The following is an 18882-nucleotide window of genomic DNA, read 5'->3' as shown; positions in this document are numbered from 1 at the left end:
CTGGCAGAACAGCAGGTCTTGTCCGGTTGCTATTGGCAAGACAGTTGTGATAGCGACTTTCAGGTCGCACCTGTATGGATGTACAGTTTATCGCGCGGTAAGATGAGGTCGTCAAGTCTCAATAATTGGGGGCGGCCAGTGTGCACAAACTACAAGGCACCAAGCGAAGATCCGGGCATCAACGAACTGAAGATCGGCATCGGTGACCTGTACCGTCGCGACCCGTGGGAGCCGGATATCTATCCGGACTATGCGGCGCCGATTGCTTGGGCGGATGGTGGCGGCCTCGGCGTTGTCAAGGCGGTGTTTGGATTCTGGCCGAAATTCATGCAACCGGAGCGCGTCGACGAACGCGGCCGGAAGCGGAAGAAGCTCGACACGATGAATGCCCGATCCGAGACGGTCGGAGAGTCGCGACTGTACGGCAAGGCTTGGCGAGCGGGGCAACGTTGCCTGATCCCGGCGCGTTGGATATACGAGCCATGCTATGAGACGGGTCGGAACGTATGGCAGCGAATCGGCCTTACGGGCTGGCAGTCGTACTGTGTTGCGGGCATCTGGCGTCGCTACGAAGGCGACGATGGCCGAGCGCTGATTGGCATGTCAATGCTCACCGTCAATGCCGATGGTCACGCGGTTATGGCGCGGATGCACAAGCACGGCGACGAAAAGCGGTCCGTAGTCATATTGCGGCCGACTGACTATGACGAATGGCTGCATACGACGAACGTTGAGGCTGCGCGTGCAATGCTCCAGCTCTATCCGGCGGGCGAGATGCAGGCAGAGCCAAAGTAGCTTTCAGGTGGGGCTAGGTCTGTCCCCGATTGTGAGGGGTACCTGTTTCTCGAACAAACAAGTGGTCTTTGACAGGTGCATTTAAAAGACCTATTATTTGGTCGTCAACTCGCACACATTACGCATACACTGAACGCACTGAACGCACCGAACGCACCGAACGCACCGAACGCACCGAACGCACCGAACGCACCGAACGCACCGAACGCACCGAACGCACCGACGACACCGACGACACCGACGACACCGACGACACCGACGACACCGAACGCATTACTGAGTGAAGGTAGAAAGATGGAAAGTATTCTTGCGCGCACATCGATTGGGATCAGCGAGCTCAAGGTCAATCCGACCGCAGCTATTGAGCAGGCAGATGGTCCGGTCGCGGTGCTTAACAGAAACAGGCCGGTGGCGTACCTGATCCCTGCTGCCGAATGGGAGGCGATTTGCGACAGACTCGAAGACGTCGAGCTGGCGGCAATCGTGAGGGCGCGTCTCGGGCAAGAAGCCGTGAGCGTGAATCTTGAAGACCTATGAACTGAAGTTTGTAGTAGACGCACTCAAAGAGTGGGAGAGGCTGGACAAGACAGTCCGGGAGCAATTCAAGAAGAAGTTGGCGGAGCGACTCAAAAACCCGCGCGTTCCGTCGGCGAAACTGAGTGGTGACCTCGACGACTGTTACAAAATCAAGTTGCTGTCACTGGGCTATCGGCTCGTGTATCGCGTAGATGATACGGTCATAACGGTAACGGTAATCTCTGTCGGCAAGCGGGAGCGCAGTGCGGTGTATGCGGCTGCAGTAGCAAGGCTGAAGTGACTTCGAGTCGCGACGAGTCGGTGATAAGTCGGTCAATTCGAGTGGTTATTGTTCGTATTGCATTGATTTATAAGAATTTGTGACGGCCTGCAAAGCCGTGTAGGCCGGTTCGACTCCGGCTCGCGCCTCCAGAAAAAGCCCCGTTGATCGGGGCTTTTCTTTTTTCCGCGCCGCTCAAATTTCCGCGCCGCTCAATTGGGCACCAGCGAGCGGGCAGGTATGCGAATGGCCCAGGCATACGGTCCCGGGCGTCTTCATCGATATCCGGCGCACGGCGCGCATCGGCCGCCTTCGGAAACATGGCTTCGGCGGCAAGCTGGAAGGGGAACCGTTCGGAACGGCGACGACTGCGTTGCGGCGGCTGGTTCTGCCGCGCATTGAGGAAGCGCTGTCGGCTGCGCAAATTCGCCTTGCGAATGCCTACATTGAGCGGCTCGAATGGGCGGTGACGTGCATTGATCGATGCGATCGGCCGCACGCGTTGTTCTGCCTCGGCCCGCCATATTTCGAGACGGAAGGATACGGCGTACCGTTTCCGTTCGCGCAGTACGAGAAGATGGCCGATCGATTGCGGTCGATCGTGGGCCGCGCGATCGTCAGCCTCAATGCCCACCCGGAGATCCGGTGTGTGTTTGCCGGCTCCTGCATCGAGAGCGTGCCGATTCAATACACGGTGAGCGGTGGAAAGGGCGTCGATCGCCGCGAACGGATCATTCTCGGTTGAGGCGATTCAGCGGAGCCGGCCGGGTTGTTTTGTTGATTGCAGCCGGCGCGGTAATCGCGCCGGCTGGCTCAGATATCGACGTAGGCGGGGAGCAGGTCTTGATCGACGAGCCGGATCTCGATGCGGTTCGCGATCGCCACGTGCTCGGGATTGTCGACTGAGAACGGGGCGTCGGTGACGCTGACGATGATCGTGCCGGTCTGTTTGCCTTTGGCGGGTACGGGAATCAGCGCTCGGGCCTCGGGAACCTGCTGTTGCGTAATGACCTTCGGCAAGTAGAGCATCCAGCCGACGCCGGGCTTGTCGTCGAAAACCTGCATTACAGCGTACTCGTCGAAACTCACCTCGACGAGTGCTGGGCTGAATACAGCGACCATTGTCGATACGATTCCGGAAATGGCCGCGTAGGCGCTCCACCGTTCACCCTCGATGCGAAGGGTCAATGTGTCAGGGAGGGATTTATCCCCGACGTGGCACGATATGGACGCGCCGTCGTCGCTAGTAAGATTGCCATCCCACATCGCTACGTAGGTGAAGTCTTTGCTGTTGCGAAACTCCTCGCGAAGTACGGCGAGCGCCGCTGGCGTGGCGATGCCGGCAGCGTCATAGACGTGGTACCTAGTTGCGTCTTCCTGGCTGTCTCCTTTGAGCATCCAGTTCTCATATCGTAAAGAGTCATCGTGCGCCTTCAGCGCGTCGATGATCTTCGATACCCGCGCCAAGATTTCAGGAAAATCGAATGCAGTGAGCGACGAATCGCGGAAACTGGCGGTGATGTTCATGGAGGTTCTCAGGGCTGAACGACGGAGGTAATACCCGACCGTCTCAATATAATGAGCATGCGTTGGTGGGCGAGCGGTGTTTGGAAGTACCACATCAATCGCGCTGGAGGGTTGGCCCGCACGGCTGCGCCCTGTCGTACGGCAGTGGCTTCCATCGAGTCGAATCCTTTGAAAAATTTGTCGGCCTTCGGGATCGAACCATCGAGGAACTGATCGTAATTGCCCTTGGTTTCTTGCAGCAAGCACTCGTCCGGCTTGAAACCGTCGAAATCGATCCCAAGCCACTGCCACTCGTCGCTCCAACGGCAATACTCTACGTCGAATGCGAATCCCGTAATGCGGGCCTGATAGCGATAAGACGGCCAGTTGACGCCGTGATTGCGACGAATTTTCGCTCCACCCTCTGGCGGACATTTCTTGCAGCTTTCGCCAGTGCGCGGCAAAGCCCGCACATCCGGCGTCGCCTTGCTGTCTTCCTTCGGCGTGTCACCCGACAGGCTCGCCGTTCCCGCCACCGTCGCCCCGCCCAACAAGGCGACGCCAGCGCGCGCCAAGACGGGACCAAGCTCCGTTATCGCCGCTTCCAAGAGCGTCAACGCCAATGTCGCCATGCTCCAGCCCTCCGTCCGGATGTTCGATGCGCCATTTGATGACGCGTAGATAATCATGAAAACGCGCGTCGGCCGAGCGGCCGGGGCGCGTGAGCCAAGCCTTCGTCGCGGGCTTTTCGTAGAAGCTCGGCGCGTACGCCTCGAGCCTCAAGAACGCGACGATGTTCTCGTCCTGCTCGATGCCGAATGCGCGCGCGGCGCGATATGCGGCCCATAACCGGGACGACAAGCCGTCGTCATCGGCAAACGCCGGATTCTCCTTCACGAGATCCTGCCGAACGCGTTCGACGAAGCCGCGCTCGTCGATCTCCGCCAGTCCGGCGACCTGTTCCGTGGTCAGTTCAAGCATGCGGATGCACTCCGGTCAGCCGCCCGTCGACCTCGACGAGCCAGTCGTACGTCGCGACGAAGAATTGCGTGCGCTGCGCGTCGCTCATCACGCGCGCGATGTCGGGCAGGATGCGCGCGTCGTAGAAGCGGAACAGCGCCGTGCGGCCGTCCGGGAGCCGCACGTCGAGGCGCTCGCGCAATTCGGCGGCCAGCCGCTCGAACGGATACGCGCTGACAAGCCACGACATGCCGACCGGCCCGGCCGCCAGCTCGGCGAGCACGCGCCGGATCGGCCCCGGCGCGAGTGCGTAATCGATCAGCCAAGGGCCGTGATCGGCGAGCGACGCGTCGGGCGTGCCGTCGAAAAGCGCGATCGAGTAGTTCGCGCGGCGCAGCGGCGGGGCGTCCGAGGCTTCGGCGAAGAGCAGCGCGTCGACCACCGCGAAGAGTCGCACGGGCAGCGTGATTGGCGAACGGCGCGCGTCGAAATGTGCTTCGATGGCCGACGGCGTCATGGTCATCCGCGCGCGACCATCGTCGCGGCGTTCTTGGCCGCCGCCTTCAGGCATTCGAGGCAAAGGGCGGGGGAAGGGGCGACCGCGGCCGCCGCTGCGGCCGCCGATCCGCCGGGCGAGCCGCCGTCCCCGCGTTCGCCCGCGCCGACGTCGTCGATCGTCCCGGTTCCCTGCGACGCGATCAGCTCCGCGCCGCACGCCGTGCGCATGCCCTCGACGGCGGTGTCACGGTCGCCGATCGTGTGCGGGTAGCGGCGGCCGAGCAGATCGGGGAGGATCGGGAAGATGCCCTTGCAGCGCGGGCAAAGTACCTTATGGCCGACGCCGGCGACGCCGCGCCCGTCGAGCGTGAAGGTCGGCGAGCCTTCGATTACCTTGCCGCCGTGCGTCGTCGTGTCGCCGACGCGGATGATCGCGCGCTTTGCCACTTGGCCCTCTCGTGTCAATTTGCGTGCGAATTTACCATCGAGCGCGCGAGGTATGGGATTTGCGGTTGTGCAGCCACGACACCTGTCAGGTTCGACAGTGGCGCGGCGTCGAGGTCGATCGCGCCGATCGGTGACGCGCTGCGCCCGGCCGCCGGATGCGCGCTTTCGATCGTTCGTTCATTCGAACCGTCGTGGCGTCTTCGCCGGGCCGGCGTCCGTTTGAGTTCGCGTATCGCATCGCGCTTGCCGTCGGCGCGTGAGCGGCGGCGACGAGTGCTTGCGAATCGAGCGCGTTTTCGCCGTTCGGCGGCTCCGTCAATTGGACGCCGCGAGCGAACGGTACAAATGCAGCAGATCACCGCTAGTCGCGAATCCGTCGATTCGGAGCCAGGGTTTTCCCGGCGCGGCGCGCAGCAGCAGAACCGGGTTGTGGTCCATCTTGTCCTGCCGGTAAACGTTGAATGCCTTCTGCGCAGCCACGCTTGCGGCCGTCGTACCCGTGTAATGCTGCCACTGCGGCCCCGCGCCGAATTTCGCGGCATATTCGCGCAGGCGCGCCGGCGTGTCGTTTTCCGGATCGATCGAGATCGACACGATATGTACCTTGTCGCGATCGGCGCCGAGCGCCTGTTGAAGCTGCGACAGCGTCTGGCTGATGACGGGGCAGATCGACGTGCAGGTGGTATAGATGAACGTCAGCACGACCGGACGTCCGTCGTCCAGTTCGTCTTTCAGCGCGACGGTCTTGCCGTCGTCGCGCACCAGCATGACGGCCGGCACGGCATAGGCGGCCGTGGACGTTTTCATCCCGGCCATCATCATGTGATGCTGCGCGTGGTGATCCATCTCCATCGGTTCCTGCGCCCGCGCGGTGTGTCCGGCGAACAAGGCGCCCGCGATCACGAGATCGGCGAGCAGGGGAAGCTTCGGGAACGTGTTCATTTTCGTCTCCTCATGGTGTGGGCCGCATGGCGCGTCCCCGGGGCGGGAAGCCCGCTTGCGGCGCGGCAGAGCCGTCGTCCTGCGAATGCGGCAGGGCGGCGTCTACGTCTATGGAACGGTCCAGGCCCCGTCGGCCACGATGCGCGTACCGCTCATATCGGCAAAGTGGACCATGTAGCCGCCTTTCGATGCGAGGCGCTGCCCCGGCGCGAGCGTCAGGCGCGGGTAGTAGCCCGTGATCACGCGCTGCTCGAGCGTGTCTTCGATGCGCTCGACGAGATAGTCGCGCACGTAGGCGCCCGTGACATGACCCAGCGCTTCCTCGAGCAGCACGCAAGCGAGGAACGTGTCCGCCTGCACCTGCTGGTCGACGATGGCGACGTGCCGCGCCGCGGCCCAGTCCAGCATGTAGTCGACGCGACGCCGGACGCGATCGGGCAGATCGAACGGATACGCGATGTGCGTGATCGCGCGCCAGCGCTCGGGCAGCGGCGCATGATCGAGGCCGCCCATCAGTCCGGACATGTAGACGGTTCGCGCACGCGCGTCGCGGCCCAGCGACGCGATATCGGCGGGGCGCAGCCACAACACGAGCGCATCGTCGCCGGAGAGGCCGCTCAACGCCTGCTCGACGCGATCGCCCGGCATCAGCGCATCGCGCGACACGTCGAGCCCGCGTGCGCGCAACGCAGCGGCGAGCGCTTGCGCGCCCGCTTCGCCGCTGTCGCCGACCCGGTACACTTCGCGAATCGCGCGCGGGGCGCGTTCGCGATCGCCGCTCTCGATTTCCGCGGCGATCAGCGCGGCCTCGAGCAGCACGCCTTTCGAGAAGTAGATCGAATAAAAGTCGCCGTCGCGGACGTCCGGCACGTCGACGTTCGGAAACAGACACGGAATCCGCGCGTGCTCGCAGAACGCGCGAACGGGCGCCCAGTTTCGCCCGCCCATTCCGGATATCACCGCGAACACCGGTTCGGCGGCCAGGTGGCGCGCGAGTTGCGCTTCCCATGTCGACGCCGCGCCGTTCAGCTCCCAGACGTGCAGCCGCCAGCGGCGTGCAGCGGAGCCCGGGTCCGCCGTCTGCAATCCCTGCGGGGCCGCGCTCGTCGGAAACGCTTCCTTGTCGGCGAAGTAGTGCCGCAAGACGTCGAGCGTTGCGCGGCGCTTCACGGGATCGGCGTCCGGGGTGACGATCGTCGCGAAATGCAACGCGGTGTCGGTGACGCCCGGCGCGGGTAGCGGATCGAGCTGTTTCAGATAGCGGATCAATGCGGCCATGTCGTCGTCGGCCATCACGAAGTGCGGCATCAGGTAACCGAGCTGCCTGCCTTGCGCGTCGATTCCGCTTCGAATCGCGCGGGCGAGAGTCTCGTCGGAATAGGCGGCCCGCTCGCTTCGCATGCTTTCGACGTACGGCATGCCGGGATTCTCGCCGCCGAGCGTGCTTGCGTGGAGCAGGTAGGTTCCGGCGATCGGCGGGATCGTCGTGCGTCCCGACTTGGCGCCGAGCCCGCTGCGCCGATGGCAATTGACGCATGCGGCCGCGGCGCCTTCCATGCGCAGGCCGCCTTCGCGCAGCGCGCGCAGCGGGGCGCCGGAAGCGAGCACGCCGTGGCGGTAGATGGCTTCGCCGGGGACGTCGTCGGGCGATGCGGCGGCCCGTAGCGTCGCGATGGCCGACAGCGCGAACGTCAGCACGAGCAGCGAGGCGAGCCGCTCCAGCGCGCGCGCCGCAACGGCAGGCGAGCCGGCGGCGCACGGCTCGGCCGTCTGCATCGAAGCGCGCGGGCGAGCGTCTGAGCGCGCGCGCGCCGGGGGCGGCGGAGGCGAGCCGCCGCCGTGCGTCGTCGACGCCCGCACGGGCAAATCGTCGTTACGGCGCATCGATCAGCGCTTGAACCAGACTGCCGGCGATCGGGCGTCCGAGTCCGGTTACGTAGTCGTAGCCGCGCATCGCATCGCACAGCGAGCCGCAAGTGCCGTTCGAGCCGCTCGTGACGTCGTAAAAGGCCGTCTGGTACGAAGCCGACGCGATGCCGTACAGGAGCGCTTCGACGGCGCTGAGCGCACTCAGCGTGGATTTGCCTCGTTCGACGCGCACGCTGTTCGCGATCGCCAGCAACGCCGACCATTGCGGCGCGCCCGCGCTCGTTCCGCCGACCACGAACCAGCCGCGCTGACCGCCGTATCCGTACGAATCGTATATCGCGAAGCCGGACGCGGGATCGCCGTCGTAGGCGACGTCCGGCACGCCGCGTGCGCCGGGCGTGTCGAACGGTATCCCGAAGCGCGTCTGATAAGGCGGCTCCGATTCGATCACGCTCTGGCCGCCGCCGCTTCCCGGCCATGCGGTTTCGCCGGCGTAGCGTCCGCTCGCGTCGGTGGCGATCGTCGTCGCGCCGACACCGAGTACGTACGGCGACGCGGCGGGATAGTCAACGGCGTTGCCGCCGTCGCCCGACGCGGCGACGAACGACACGCCGTTCGCGCTCATGAACAGCCCGTCGTACTGCGTTTCCGACAGGAATTCGCTGCCGCCCCAGCTCATCGACACGACCTTCGCGCCGACGCCTTTGGGCGGCGCGGCGACCGCGAGCGCCACGGCGCCCATCATGTCGCCGAATGCGTCGGATGCGGCTTCGATCAGCACGATTTTTGCGTCGGGCGCGATGGCGTGCGCCCACTGCACGTCGAGCGAGCTTTCCAGCGCCCAACCCGCATCCGCCGGCGGGCGGCTGCGGTCGGCGCTCGCGTAGACCTTGGCGAAGCATCTGTTCGCGGCGTTGCAGGGGGGGAGGGCGAATCGACGGCTGAACACGTCGAGATCGGCCTCGGCGGAAGGGTTGTCGAATGCGTCGATGATCGCGATGATCTGCTTGCCGCCCTGAAAATCACTCGGCAACTGATCGAAGCCGTAGAAGTGCCGGATCTGCGCCGGCGACATGCCGGCCGGGGCCGCAGCCGCGCGTCCTTGCGCGTGCAGATGGAACGGCGGGCGAACGAAGCCTTGAAGCGGCCGGCCGGCTTGCTGCGCGAATGGCGCCGCCGGCGAGAGCGCGAGCGCGGCCGATCCGGCGAGAATGCACATCGCGTGTCGCAACGCGTGTCGCAACGTGTGTCGTTTCATGTCGTCCCTCCGACGTGAGCGATCCGGATGGCGCGGCCGACTTCCGATCGCCCGATCGGGAATCGGCCGCGCCTATCCTGCGTCGCGGTCGCGCCATTACAGCTTGGCGCTCGTGAACGTCAGGGCCGTTCCCGCGCCCGCGATCACCAGCCAGTTGGTCGGATCGGTCGTCACGACGGTGGCGCTTCCCCCGGTCACGACCGGCAGCTGGAAGGCGTTCTTCGGCAGCAGCCACGTCACGTCCTGCAGGCTCGTCGGCTGGGAAGCGGCGAACGACCAGCTGCTGCCCGTGTCCGTCGCCGTCCACGTGACGAGCAAGCGCTTTCTGTCGAACTGGGTCAGCTGATCCATCGTGTACCACTTGTATTGCCCCGTCGCGATCAACGTGTTCGCATAGGTGAAGATCGTCGAGAGCACGCCCGGATACCACGACGCGCCGAGCGGATGCATGTAGATGAGCCGGGTCGTGCGGTTGGCCACGACGAAGTTCATCAGCGCTTCGTACCAGTTCGTGACGTCCGTCGTCGACACGCCGAACTCCTGGAATTCCTCGAAAGTCGCGTACTTGCCGAACGGCATCACCGGGAATGCCCAGATGCCGGGGTTCAACAGCGCGCCGTTCCGGTAGGCGCGCGTTTGCGCCATGCCGGTGTGGCCGGTGAAGTAGTAGCCCGAATAGCCGTTGCTTTCGAGCCAGGTGACGGCCCAGGTCGGCGTATTGCCTTCAGGCGCGGCCCATTCGACATCCGGCTTGCCGGTCACCGTCTGCACCGCCTGGTGATTCAGCACGAGGTATTGCTGGAACGTGCTCTGATCGGTCTCGCTGGCATTGGCGCCCCAGTAGTCGTGATCCCAGCCGCCGTGGCTGCCGATGTTGTGCCCCTTGCTCAACAGGTACGTCATCAGCTGCTTCGCCTGCGTGTTGTTGGTCAGATTGATGCCGAGCCCGTCGCCGATCGCCGCGTCGTCCGGGCCGGCCGTCACGACGATCGAGAACGGCCCGTTGTTCCAGATGCCGAGCGACTTCAGATACTGGGCCGGCTGAATCATCTCTTCCGCGCAGAAATGCCAGTTGAGCACCATGCCCGCTTGCGCCCTCGGTTCGAGCGACAGGTGCGGCATCGACAGCACGTTCGTCGTGAAGTAGTGCAGGAAGCCGTGCAGCGGCATGCCGTCGGTCTGCCCTTCGAGGTAGCTGAGCGGCATGTTCACGAACAGCACGCCGCCGCTGCCGTACGGGTTATAGCCGGCGACGAGGCCGAAGTTCGGCGAGGTCAGCAGGGCCGTGCCGCTGTACGTGCCCTGCGTGACGAAGCTCGGGTAAGTGAGGAAGCCGTACACGTAGCCCGAGATGCCTTCGAGCGTGTCGGTGGTCGCGGCGGGCGACGTCGTGGCGAGCGCGGTCGCGCCCGTCGTCTTCTTCGTCGACGAAGACGTGCTCTTGGTCGACGTTGCCGTGTACGTGCCCGCCTTGACTTGCTGGCCCTTGGAAATCCGGCCGAGATCCAGACTGATATTCGACGCGAGCCCGTTCTCAGTCTTGTAGTTGAAGTATGCGTTGTGGTTGTAGCCGGACAATCCGCCGGGGTTGGACGGGCTCGGTTGCAGGTACAGAACCTGGCCGGGCGACGCGGACACCGACACCAGCGCCGACGTCTTGACGGCGGTCGTCGTGGTGGAGCCGCTCGTCGACCACGCCATCGACTTTCCGGGCGGAATCTGCAGCGCGCGCAGCGTGCTTCCCATGCCGGTCACGGGGCCGAGCCCGATCATGTTGCCGCCGAGCGAGTCGTACAGCACGTAGCTCACGCCCACCATCGAGCTGAATCTCGACTGAGGAACGGGATAGAAGCCGGTCGACGTGAGCGCGCCGAAATCGTAGACCATCATCACGCGCCCGCCGTTGAGCGCGTAGTTCTGGATCGCCGTCACGAGCGCATCGGCCGCGACGGTGTGAACCTGATCGGGAAGGATGAGGCCTTGATACTGTTGCAACGACGCGCCGGCCTGTTCGAACTGGCTGTCGTAGATGATCGAGATCTGCAGGCCTTCCTCGGAAGCCGCGTCGAGCCACGCCGACACGCGCGGATCGGGCAGCGTGAAATTGTCCGGCAACAGCAGCAGCAACTGATTCGAAACTGCATGGGCCCGTCCGGGAAGAATCGCGAAGCATAGCGAAAGTAGGATCAGGCACGTCCTGAAGAACCGAAATGACTTGACCAACATGGTGCTCTCCGTCGGGATGGACGATTGGTGATTTCCAACATTCCGAGTACGCGCCTCGTCCTGATGAACTCGTCCGCGACGCGTGCGAAGCATCGACGGGGAGGAGGATTTTGAATGTTCGGACAACCGGCGCACTGTCAGCCCGTGGCGTCGAGACGAATCGGACATGCCCCGGCAGGGCTTCCGTGAGGAAGCGCCGGATGACACGTCGTTCTTGAATGCGCGTCGAGCCCGCCGTTGGCAGCGTGAGGAGACAAGCTAGCGGCGTGCCAAGCCGGTCGGACGCCGGACGTATCGGGGCGCGGGGCGCAAGCGGGCGGCCGCTCCATAGGGAAATCGACGAGAAACGTCGCAGCATTGATACGTGGCGCGTCCGGCGCGAGGCGTGCCGGATCGGGTGGACGACGCAGCCCAGCGGGCCAACGACGAGCCGATGCGGCGCGGCGGCGCGACGCGATGCCGGCGTGCCGCCGGTGCGGCGACGGACGCCGGCATCGTGTGACGAATGCGTCCGCGCTAACCGGAGGATCGGGCGACTACATTGAGGCCGCGCGCAGCGCGGTGAAAGTGACGAAAATGCTGCGGATGTGCAACGTCGGTTCGCGTCATTTCACCTTGAACGAATAGTCACCCTGTGTCCGGTGGCCGTCGGAGGCCACGGCCACCCAGTGGACGACGTATTTGCCGGGCGCCAGCGCGGGCAACGCGACGCTGATCGTCTTCGCGTCGTTCGGCGCGACGGTCGCCTTCGCGCGGCTCACCGGCTTGCCGGTCGCGTCGCTGACCGTCAGCGCGCTGAACGCGGGCTCGAGCGGTCCGTCGAACACGATCGTCACGTTCGCGGGCGGCGGCACTTCGGCGCCCGCCGACGGAGTTTGCGATTGCGGGAAGACATGCGCGAACGCCGCCGGCGAAGCGACGACGCCCGCGACGATCGCCGCCGCGGCGCACGCAGGGTGAATTGGGCGAATTACGGTCACGTTCATTCTCCTTTGCCGAAGAGCGGCTTGCCGAGCGAGTTGGGGAGCACGTCGTCCAGATAGAGATGGGCTTGCAGCAAGACTCCGACGCCTTTTCCGCTGGCGCGATTGACGGGAATCTGCGCCTCGACGCCGAATTGCCCCCAGCGATTCAGCCAGAGCAGGCCGGGGTTGACGGTGCCGGTCGTATGGCCGGCGCACGGTCCGCCGGTGCAGGTGTTCATCGGAAATTCGACGACCGGAATCAGGTTGCTGAACGGGGCTTTGAGCCCGACGTCCTGCACGAAGTTCTGCAGGTACGGCAAGCTGTACTGCAACGTCACGCCCCAGTTCAGCGAGTCGGGATCGGCGCTGCTCGTCGTCAGCCGCGGCCCGACGGTGGCCGTGACCGCGAACGGGCGCAAGTATTTCAGGGCGTCGGGCAAATCGCCGAAACCCTTGCCGACGTACAGCGTCGGAGTCAGCGCGGAATGCGGGTCGGCGATCGCTTTTGAGCCGGTTCCGCCAAGCTCGGCGATCACGCCGACGGACGCCATGAATTCGTGTGCGGCGCTCACGTAGAAACGATACTTGGCGCCGAGCGCGAAGTTGTCGAACCCGCGCGCCGAGCCGCCGTTCGGCGCGTTCACGTTCACGTAGGTGCCGGTCAGGGACAGCGCGAAGCTCGGCGTGATCAGCTTGTCCCATTCGAGCGACGTCGTATTGGTGCCTTGGGCGTCGCCGTCGCCCGTTTGCGATTTGAGGTGGCCAAACTCGAGATTGAGTTCGTCGCCGACGCCGGGATCGTCGACCGCCATCGTCGCCGGGAACACGCGATTGCCCGCAATCGCATGGGCGGCGGCAACGCAGGGCGCGAAAAGCGTCGCGGCTACGGCAGCCGGGGCGACGAGCGTCGAGAGCGCGGGCAAACCGCCGCGAGGGGTAATGGTGCGCATGACTTATCCGTGTCGAAGGGTTGCATGGGGGCGATCGCGCGTCCGTTGGCGGACGCGCGACACCGCGGCGACGCAATGACGCGTTCGTCGCGGCAAGACTGCTTCAGTCAGGACAGGGCGGGCGGCGCGCGCGGCTGCGCCGTGGTGAACGGGACGCGGCGACGTATCGGCTGAACCGGTGCGGCCGATGACGTATGGCGCGCCCCGTTCTCGGGGGCGAATTCGGCGGTCGCGCTCGGTACCACGGGCACGTGGGCGAGCAATCCGCAATATGCGCACGCTTGCTCGTGAATCGCCTTTTCGGACGACGAGGATGTGTCGGACGGCGTCGCGTTTGAGCCGTCCCGCGCCGAGCAGACGGCGCCCGGCAGCGTGCCGGAATGACGGCTGTTCGACAGCGAGTGCGAGACCGTCGGCGCGAGCGTCGCCATCAGGATTGCGAACAATCCGAGAAGGCTGCCGATCTTGCGGTGGAGAAGGCGACGCATGGCCTTGAAAGGATGACGAACGAGCCCGAATGCTGCGGCGAATTATGGCATGCAACGATGATCCTTCCGATAGGAACATCTCTTTAAAAGGCAGGGCGAGATCAAGACGGATCGCTTCGAGCGTATATCGGAGCGGTGATGCGTGAGTTTGTCTTTCCATGAGCTTTCAGCGGTGGGTTGTCGTTGCCGCCTTTGCCCGTTCGTCGTCGGATGCCTGGGCGCTTGGCGCCGAGCCGCTTTCTCTCCGGTTGCCGAGCTTTCAAGCGCGGGCGCGTTTTCCTCGCGTGTTTCGGCCAAGGCGGGGCACGCGCATGGACGCGCTCATGATTGGCGGTAAGTAGAGGCGTCGTGCGCGGGTTGCGTCGGCGCTCGATCTTGACTGGTTGACGGCTTGTCGAGCGCGATGGTTGCCGAGGCGGATGTGCGCGCCGATGAACCGTGGATAACGCGGCCGCTTCGCGTGCGTGCCCGCATGACGACCACGTGCAAGGTCGGCCGCTGCAGATTCGTTGGATATCGTCGCGCGAATCGACGTTGGGATGCCCGGCTGCCCGTGCCGGTCGGGGATTTTTCCGGCGTTCACGCGCCGGCGCAGCAGCAATGGGGCGCCGGCAGCCGCTTGCCGTATGCGCGACGGCGGGCCGTATGCGTGGCGTTCGACGCGAGAGCGTCTTGTGGCGGTACGGCAAGAAGTACGGCCGACCGGTGATCGCCGATCGGCCACGATCTGATTGACGATGTGAACGCTGCTGCTGGGCTATCGAATGGCGAAGTGGCTTGCCGGCGCTCCGTTGTAGCACGTATTTCCGTAGATGTAGAAATCCCTATTTTCGGAGAACGCCGAGTATATGAGCGGGAAGACTTCTCTTTCGCTAAATGAGTACGAGGCGTCGAGAATCGTGGCCACGAGATTGCCGTTCGAGTCGGTTTCGATTTTGTTGATTTTTCCTGATTTGCAAACGATGTCTGCGGAGGCATAGGAGGAAAAAAGCATCATGACTGAAAAAATGATGGTCGAGAATATTTTCATGGTCTTCCTCTCGTTGAGCGCGTTGATGGCGTGAAAAAAGGAGCTGCTGGGCGGCACTGCATTGCCTCCGGGCAGGAAGCGATCGACGTCCGGATTGGCAATCTTTTTTAATGTCTGGTTCTGAGATATTGATGGAATGAGTTGTAATTATTTATCGGAATTAAGCGTGGTTTATGGGTGGTGCTGCGGCGCAGAATGGAGATTATGATTCGCACCTGGGTAGTTCAAATGGTATTAATTTATCATTGTTGATTTTCGATAGAGCGCGCCGGATGGTTTTGATTTTAAAAACCTCGGGCGTGATTGTTTTCGGTAAATGGGCGAAATGCGGCTGCGTATTGAATGTCGGATGTCGACGTTGCGCTCGGTGAAGGATGACGATGCTCGGAGCGGTCGATAGAGGCGGAAGCGAACGTGCGCCGATGCGGCGATGCGGCGATGCGCCGATGCGCCGATGCGGCGATGCGGCGGAGCGTCGGGCGTCGCGTGCGCATGCGCACAAATGGTTTCGGTCTCCGTGACGAGGGGCTACGTCGAGGCGGACGTTGCAGGCAGCGGCAAGACTAGAAGGCGGGCAAGCGGCGGTCGGGAGCGGATATCGATTCGGTGGTGCGAGTGAATTGCAATCGTGCAGCCGCTTTTGACGCATGCGGATTCATGCCGCCCGGCAAAGTCGCGCAGATCGGCGTGACTCCGGCTCGCGCCTCCGCACCAAGCCCCCGATGCGCGGCGCTTTTCTTTTTTTGTTTTCCTGTTCGTTTTCTCGCCTTCCGGTGTGACAATCGCGTTCGGTTTGCATTCGCGGCACGCCGCGCGCGACGATCTGCTTCGATCGCGCGAGCGGCCGTCCGTTTGACGTTCGACCGGGAGCGCTCTTGGAACCGATTCATTCGAATTCGCCCGCGCCGTCGGGCCGCGTGTCGACGTCGGCGTCGATGTCGACGCAAACGGAACCGCGCGGCGGCCGCCTGCGTCGATTCTTCTTCGGCCGCGACGGCTTGCGCGCGCCGTGGGGCGCCGCGTTGTTCGTCGCGATCTTCGTCGGCGCGATCGCGGCATTCGCGTTCGTCTCGCACCGGTTGGTGCCGATGCCCGTGGGCGACGAGGCGCTGCCCGTCGCGAACGGCGCCGCCATGGAAGCGATGCAGCTCGCATCGGTTGCGCTCGCCACCTTTTTGCTCGCGTGGATCGAGCGTCGCTCGCCGTTTTCGTACGGACTGCAAGGCAGCGCACGCGCGTCGCGCTTCGCGGGCGGCGTGGTGTGCGGCTTCGCGGCGATATCAGCGCTGGTATTCGCGTTATGGCAAGCGGGGCTGCTGCGCTTCGACGCGCCGGCGATCCACGGCGCGCGCGCATGGGAATACGCGGCCGTCTGGGCCGCGATGTTCGTGATGACCGGGATTTTCGAGGAATCGCTGCTGCGCGGCTACCTGCTCCACAAGCTCGCGCGCTGGCTCGGCTTCTGGTGGGGCGCGGTGCTGCTGTCGGCGCTGTTCGGCGTGCTGCACGCGATGAGCCCGGACGAATCGATCATGGGGCTCGCGTCGGCGATGCTGTTCGGGCTCGTCTTCTGTCTGTCGCTCTGGTACACGGGATCGCTCTGGTGGGCGATCGGCTTTCATGCGGCGTGGGACTGGGGCGAATCGTACTTTTACGGCGCGCCGGACAGCGGCCGGCTCGTCGAAGGCGTGCGGCTGACCGCGCACCCCGTCGGCCATGCGCTGCTGAGCGGCGGCGCGGCCGGGCCCGAGGGCAGCGTGCTGGTTTTACCGTTGCTTGCGATCATCGCGCTCGCGATGTGGGGCTGGTGGGGGCGCGGCGCACGCGCGTCGCGGGTTGCGCTGCGCGGCCAAGGCGGCGGAATCGTGCGATAGGCGCGGACGACCGAAACGCGTGGCGCGAAGCCGGCCGCTTTCGGCCGGTTCGATGAAAGGGCGGCTGGGCAACCGGTGCGCGGCCACCGCGATCGGGGCGACGTGGGTGTGTCGGTCGCGCCTTCTGCGTGAGGAGGGCTATGCCGACGCGCGTGCGCGGCATGGCGGTCCGCCAACAGACGGTTCATACCGCGCATGCAAAAAAGTCTCGGTTAGGCTCGGGCGGCGCGAGGAACGCATTGGCCGCATCCTCCGTGACGAAGGCCATGTCGATGCCGGGAAGCGCATGACATGGCAGCGGCCTTCGCCGCACGCTGACGCATCGCGCGTGACGTTGCGGATAGCTTCGCGCAAGGCAAGTTCGCCGCCGCGGCGTCCGCGTGCGAAGGCCATGCCCGTAGCCAATGAGTCGCGTCGTTGTCGTTGTATGCGGCCGGCGCGGCGCAGCATGCATCGGTCGACGCCGCGCGCGCAGTCGAAAGACGGGCCGAACGGTTCACCGGCGATGGTGTCCGCCGTGCGCGTCGGCATCGCCGGGGTACCCGTGTTATTCGCCGCGCCGCACCGCGTTTTCCCACGCGAGCTCGACGAACACCCGGCACAGCGCCTCCATCCCTTTCGCATCGTCGTCGTCGAAGCGGCCGATCAGCGGGCTGTCCACGTCCCATACGCCGATCAGTGTGCCGTCGCGCGCGACGAGCGGCACGACGATCTCCGATTGCGACGCCGAATCGCACGCGATGTGGCCGGCAAACGCGTGCACGTCGCGCACGACCTGCGTGCTGCGCGTCTGCGCGGCCGTGCCGCATACGCCTTTGCCGAGCGCGATGCGCACGCACGCGGGCTTGCCCTGGAACGGCCCGACGACGAGCTCGCGGCCATCGTAGAAATAGAAGCCAGCCCAGTTGAGGCCGTCGAGCGAGTGGTAGACGAGCGACGAGAAATTCGCAGCGTTGGCGACGACGTCGGTTTCCGTCTCGACGAGCGCACGCGCCTGCGCGGCGAGCGTTTCGTAGAGCGCGGGCTTCGACGACGGAAGGGTTTCGGAGAGCGCGAACATGAGCGATTGACGTGACGATTGAACGGCGGCCGCGCGCGGCCGTGGCTTGCGCAGTCTACGGGAATTCGGCGTGACGCGCGGCGTGGCCGTGCCGTCGACGGGGGGCGATCGGGCGCTCGAACAGGCGCTCGAACGAACGCACGCTTGGACGCCCGATCGAGCGGCGCGCCGAACGTCCGGGCGCACGCCTAGTCGGGCTCGAGCGCGGCGAAGCGCTGCGCGAGAAAGTCGAGCAGCGCGCGCACGGACGGCAGCAGCCCGCGGCGCGACGCGAACACCGCGTGCACGATCTCGCGCCGCGGCGCCCAGCCGGGCAGCAGTTGCCGCAGCTCGCCGCGGGCGAGCTGGTCGCGGACCATCATCGTCGGCAACTGGACGACGCCGACGCCCGCGACGGCCGCCGCGCGCAGCGCGGGCATGCCGCGCGTGACGAGCCGCGGCCGGTGACGGATCGCCGCGTGCGCGCCGTCGGGACCGTGCAGATTCCACACGTGCTCGTCTTGCGGCAGGCCGAGCGCGAGGCTCGGCAGCGCGGCGAGATCGGCGGGCACGCGCGGCGCGCCGGCGCGCTCTAGCAGCCGCGGGCTCGCGACGAGGCATTGCCCGCGCTCCGCGAGCACGCGCAGCACGAGATCGCTGTCCTCGAGCGGCGGCGGCCGCACGCGCAGCGCGACGTCGATGCCTTCGCCGACGACATCGACGCGCCGGTTCGTTTCCTCAAGATGAATCTCGACGAGCGGACATTCGGCCATGAACGCCGCGACCATGTCGCCGACGAGCGCATCGAGGAGCACGACGGGGCAGGTCACCCGGACGATGCCGCGCGGCTCCGCGCGCATCAGCGCGACCGCCTCGTCGGCCGCATCCGCCTCGACGAGCATCGCGCGGCAATGCGCGTAATAGGTCTGGCCGGTGTCCGTGACCGCGAAGCGCCGCGTCGAGCGCTGGATGAGGCGCATGCCGAGCCGCTCCTCGAGCAGCGCGATCCGGCGGCTCAGCTTCGACTTCGGCATGTTGAGCGCGCGCCCGGCGGGTGCGAAGCCGCCGTGATCGACGACCTGGACGAAGTAATAGAGATCGTTCAGATCCCGCATGATTCATCGTTCTCCATATGGAACGCTGAGTGCGATTTTCGCGCACTACCGAAGGTATCGTTCAGATTCTATCTTCTATCCATTGATCGAAGCGATCGCTTCGGCCAGGAACGAAAGGAGAGGA

20 protein-coding genes, 1 tRNA gene and 1 pseudogene are annotated in these 18882 nt (G+C 64.9%); 7 read left to right on the top strand and 15 right to left on the bottom strand.

Translation table 11 applies throughout. The features are described 5' to 3' along the window. Positions 1 to 138: 138 nt before the first annotated feature. The 6 genes and pseudogenes from WS91_RS26350 to WS91_RS34670 form a co-directional block, all read left to right on the top strand. Entirely contained in the window at positions 139 to 795 is a 657-nt protein-coding gene (locus WS91_RS26350; protein WP_059671315.1) for an SOS response-associated peptidase family protein, read from the top strand. A gap of 68 nt (positions 796 to 863) precedes the next feature. Continuing rightward, on the top strand, positions 864 to 1079 hold the full coding sequence (locus tag WS91_RS34680) for a hypothetical protein (protein ID WP_156432508.1): 216 nt from the start codon (positions 864 to 866) through the stop codon (positions 1077 to 1079). Positions 1080 to 1089: 10 nt separating this feature from the next. Next, positions 1090 to 1332 (top strand): type II toxin-antitoxin system Phd/YefM family antitoxin, encoded by a 243-nt coding sequence (locus WS91_RS26345; RefSeq protein WP_059468969.1) that lies wholly within the window; start codon positions 1090 to 1092, stop codon positions 1330 to 1332. After that, positions 1319 to 1612 (top strand): type II toxin-antitoxin system RelE family toxin, encoded by a 294-nt coding sequence (locus tag WS91_RS34675; RefSeq protein WP_082758378.1) that lies wholly within the window; start codon positions 1319 to 1321, stop codon positions 1610 to 1612. The genes WS91_RS26345 and WS91_RS34675 overlap by 14 nt, the downstream gene beginning before the upstream one ends. Positions 1613 to 1618: 6 nt before the next feature. Continuing rightward, positions 1619 to 1743, top strand: a tRNA-Ser gene (locus WS91_RS36395). Positions 1744 to 1808: 65 nt separating this feature from the next. Continuing rightward, positions 1809 to 2336 (top strand): annotated as a pseudogene (locus WS91_RS34670) (DNA adenine methylase); the annotation flags it as partial. A gap of 68 nt (positions 2337 to 2404) precedes the next feature. Here the strand turns inward: WS91_RS34670 and WS91_RS26335 are convergent. From WS91_RS26335 to WS91_RS26275, 13 genes are all read right to left on the bottom strand, one after another. Further along, entirely contained in the window at positions 2405 to 3118 is a 714-nt protein-coding gene (locus tag WS91_RS26335) for an immunity 52 family protein (RefSeq protein WP_038750363.1), read from the bottom strand. A gap of 8 nt (positions 3119 to 3126) precedes the next feature. Then, positions 3127 to 3720, bottom strand: coding sequence for a restriction endonuclease fold toxin 5 domain-containing protein (locus WS91_RS26330; RefSeq protein WP_231752102.1), 594 nt, complete (start codon positions 3718 to 3720; stop codon positions 3127 to 3129). After that, complete coding sequence (locus tag WS91_RS26325) at positions 3605 to 4078, bottom strand: hypothetical protein (protein ID WP_059671313.1); 474 nt, start codon at positions 4076 to 4078, stop codon at positions 3605 to 3607. Before WS91_RS26325 ends, WS91_RS26330 begins: the two co-directional genes overlap by 116 nt. Then, positions 4071 to 4574, bottom strand: coding sequence for a DUF4123 domain-containing protein (locus tag WS91_RS26320; protein WP_059671312.1), 504 nt, complete (start codon positions 4572 to 4574; stop codon positions 4071 to 4073). Before WS91_RS26320 ends, WS91_RS26325 begins: the two co-directional genes overlap by 8 nt. A 2-nt stretch (positions 4575 to 4576) precedes the next feature. Then, positions 4577 to 5002, bottom strand: coding sequence for a PAAR domain-containing protein (locus WS91_RS26315; protein WP_059671311.1), 426 nt, complete (start codon positions 5000 to 5002; stop codon positions 4577 to 4579). Between the two features lie 315 nt (positions 5003 to 5317). Beyond that, entirely contained in the window at positions 5318 to 5944 is a 627-nt protein-coding gene (locus WS91_RS26310; protein WP_059584825.1) for an SCO family protein, read from the bottom strand. A gap of 108 nt (positions 5945 to 6052) precedes the next feature. Then, positions 6053 to 7720 (bottom strand): c-type cytochrome, encoded by a 1668-nt coding sequence (locus WS91_RS26305; RefSeq protein WP_082717369.1) that lies wholly within the window; start codon positions 7718 to 7720, stop codon positions 6053 to 6055. Between the two features lie 97 nt (positions 7721 to 7817). Beyond that, a complete protein-coding gene (locus WS91_RS26300) occupies positions 7818 to 9071 on the bottom strand; it encodes a S53 family peptidase (RefSeq protein ID WP_059671310.1) in 1254 nt (417 codons plus the stop codon). A gap of 96 nt (positions 9072 to 9167) precedes the next feature. Further along, a complete protein-coding gene (locus WS91_RS26295; RefSeq protein ID WP_059584820.1) occupies positions 9168 to 11297 on the bottom strand; it encodes a polysaccharide deacetylase family protein in 2130 nt (709 codons plus the stop codon). A gap of 605 nt (positions 11298 to 11902) precedes the next feature. After that, positions 11903 to 12268 (bottom strand): copper resistance protein CopC, encoded by a 366-nt coding sequence (locus WS91_RS26290; protein WP_394335877.1) that lies wholly within the window; start codon positions 12266 to 12268, stop codon positions 11903 to 11905. A gap of 11 nt (positions 12269 to 12279) precedes the next feature. After that, complete coding sequence (locus WS91_RS26285; RefSeq protein ID WP_197419392.1) at positions 12280 to 13212, bottom strand: hypothetical protein; 933 nt, start codon at positions 13210 to 13212, stop codon at positions 12280 to 12282. Positions 13213 to 13319: 107 nt separating this feature from the next. Continuing rightward, positions 13320 to 13643, bottom strand: a complete 324-nt coding sequence (locus tag WS91_RS26280) for a DUF2946 domain-containing protein (protein WP_231752101.1) — start codon at positions 13641 to 13643, stop codon at positions 13320 to 13322. A gap of 814 nt (positions 13644 to 14457) precedes the next feature. Continuing rightward, positions 14458 to 14787, bottom strand: a complete 330-nt coding sequence (locus tag WS91_RS26275; protein WP_231752100.1) for a hypothetical protein — start codon at positions 14785 to 14787, stop codon at positions 14458 to 14460. Between the two features lie 818 nt (positions 14788 to 15605). Between WS91_RS26275 and WS91_RS26270 the strand changes: the two genes are divergently transcribed. Further along, on the top strand, positions 15606 to 16604 hold the full coding sequence (locus WS91_RS26270) for a CPBP family intramembrane glutamic endopeptidase (RefSeq protein WP_059584814.1): 999 nt from the start codon (positions 15606 to 15608) through the stop codon (positions 16602 to 16604). A gap of 547 nt (positions 16605 to 17151) precedes the next feature. On the opposite strand, the gene WS91_RS26265 is transcribed toward WS91_RS26270, so the two are convergent. Both WS91_RS26265 and WS91_RS26260 read right to left on the bottom strand, forming a co-directional pair. Next, complete coding sequence (locus WS91_RS26265) at positions 17152 to 17664, bottom strand: GAF domain-containing protein (protein WP_038751122.1); 513 nt, start codon at positions 17662 to 17664, stop codon at positions 17152 to 17154. A 188-nt stretch (positions 17665 to 17852) separates the two neighbouring features. After that, complete coding sequence (locus tag WS91_RS26260; RefSeq protein WP_059584812.1) at positions 17853 to 18758, bottom strand: LysR family transcriptional regulator; 906 nt, start codon at positions 18756 to 18758, stop codon at positions 17853 to 17855. Positions 18759 to 18882 lie beyond the last annotated feature (124 nt).

It is taken from the genome of Burkholderia sp. MSMB1498 (assembly GCF_001526245.1).
Lineage (GTDB): Bacteria > Pseudomonadota > Gammaproteobacteria > Burkholderiales > Burkholderiaceae > Burkholderia > Burkholderia savannae.
The sequence above is the reverse complement of the archived record's forward strand: the minus strand, read 5'-3'. Positions and strand labels throughout refer to the sequence as shown.

Excerpts from the sequence above, each read along its gene's own strand:
- WS91_RS26345 (WP_059468969.1), top strand. The coding sequence starts at position 1,090 with ATGGAAAGTATTCTTGCGCGCACATCGATTGGGATCAGCGAGCTCAAG.
- WS91_RS26335 (WP_038750363.1), bottom strand. The coding sequence starts at position 3,118 with ATGAACATCACCGCCAGTTTCCGCGATTCGTCGCTCACTGCATTCGAT.
- WS91_RS26325 (WP_059671313.1), bottom strand. The coding sequence starts at position 4,078 with ATGCTTGAACTGACCACGGAACAGGTCGCCGGACTGGCGGAGATCGAC.
- WS91_RS26320 (WP_059671312.1), bottom strand. The coding sequence starts at position 4,574 with ATGACGCCGTCGGCCATCGAAGCACATTTCGACGCGCGCCGTTCGCCA.
- WS91_RS26310 (WP_059584825.1), bottom strand. The coding sequence starts at position 5,944 with ATGAACACGTTCCCGAAGCTTCCCCTGCTCGCCGATCTCGTGATCGCG.
- WS91_RS26305 (WP_082717369.1), bottom strand. The coding sequence starts at position 7,720 with ATGCAGACGGCCGAGCCGTGCGCCGCCGGCTCGCCTGCCGTTGCGGCG.
- WS91_RS26300 (WP_059671310.1), bottom strand. The coding sequence starts at position 9,071 with ATGAAACGACACACGTTGCGACACGCGTTGCGACACGCGATGTGCATT.
- WS91_RS26295 (WP_059584820.1), bottom strand. The coding sequence starts at position 11,297 with ATGTTGGTCAAGTCATTTCGGTTCTTCAGGACGTGCCTGATCCTACTT.
- WS91_RS26285 (WP_197419392.1), bottom strand. The coding sequence starts at position 13,212 with ATGCGCACCATTACCCCTCGCGGCGGTTTGCCCGCGCTCTCGACGCTC.
- WS91_RS26280 (WP_231752101.1), bottom strand. The coding sequence starts at position 13,643 with ATGGCGACGCTCGCGCCGACGGTCTCGCACTCGCTGTCGAACAGCCGT.
- WS91_RS26265 (WP_038751122.1), bottom strand. The coding sequence starts at position 17,664 with ATGTTCGCGCTCTCCGAAACCCTTCCGTCGTCGAAGCCCGCGCTCTAC.
- WS91_RS26260 (WP_059584812.1), bottom strand. The coding sequence starts at position 18,758 with ATGCGGGATCTGAACGATCTCTATTACTTCGTCCAGGTCGTCGATCAC.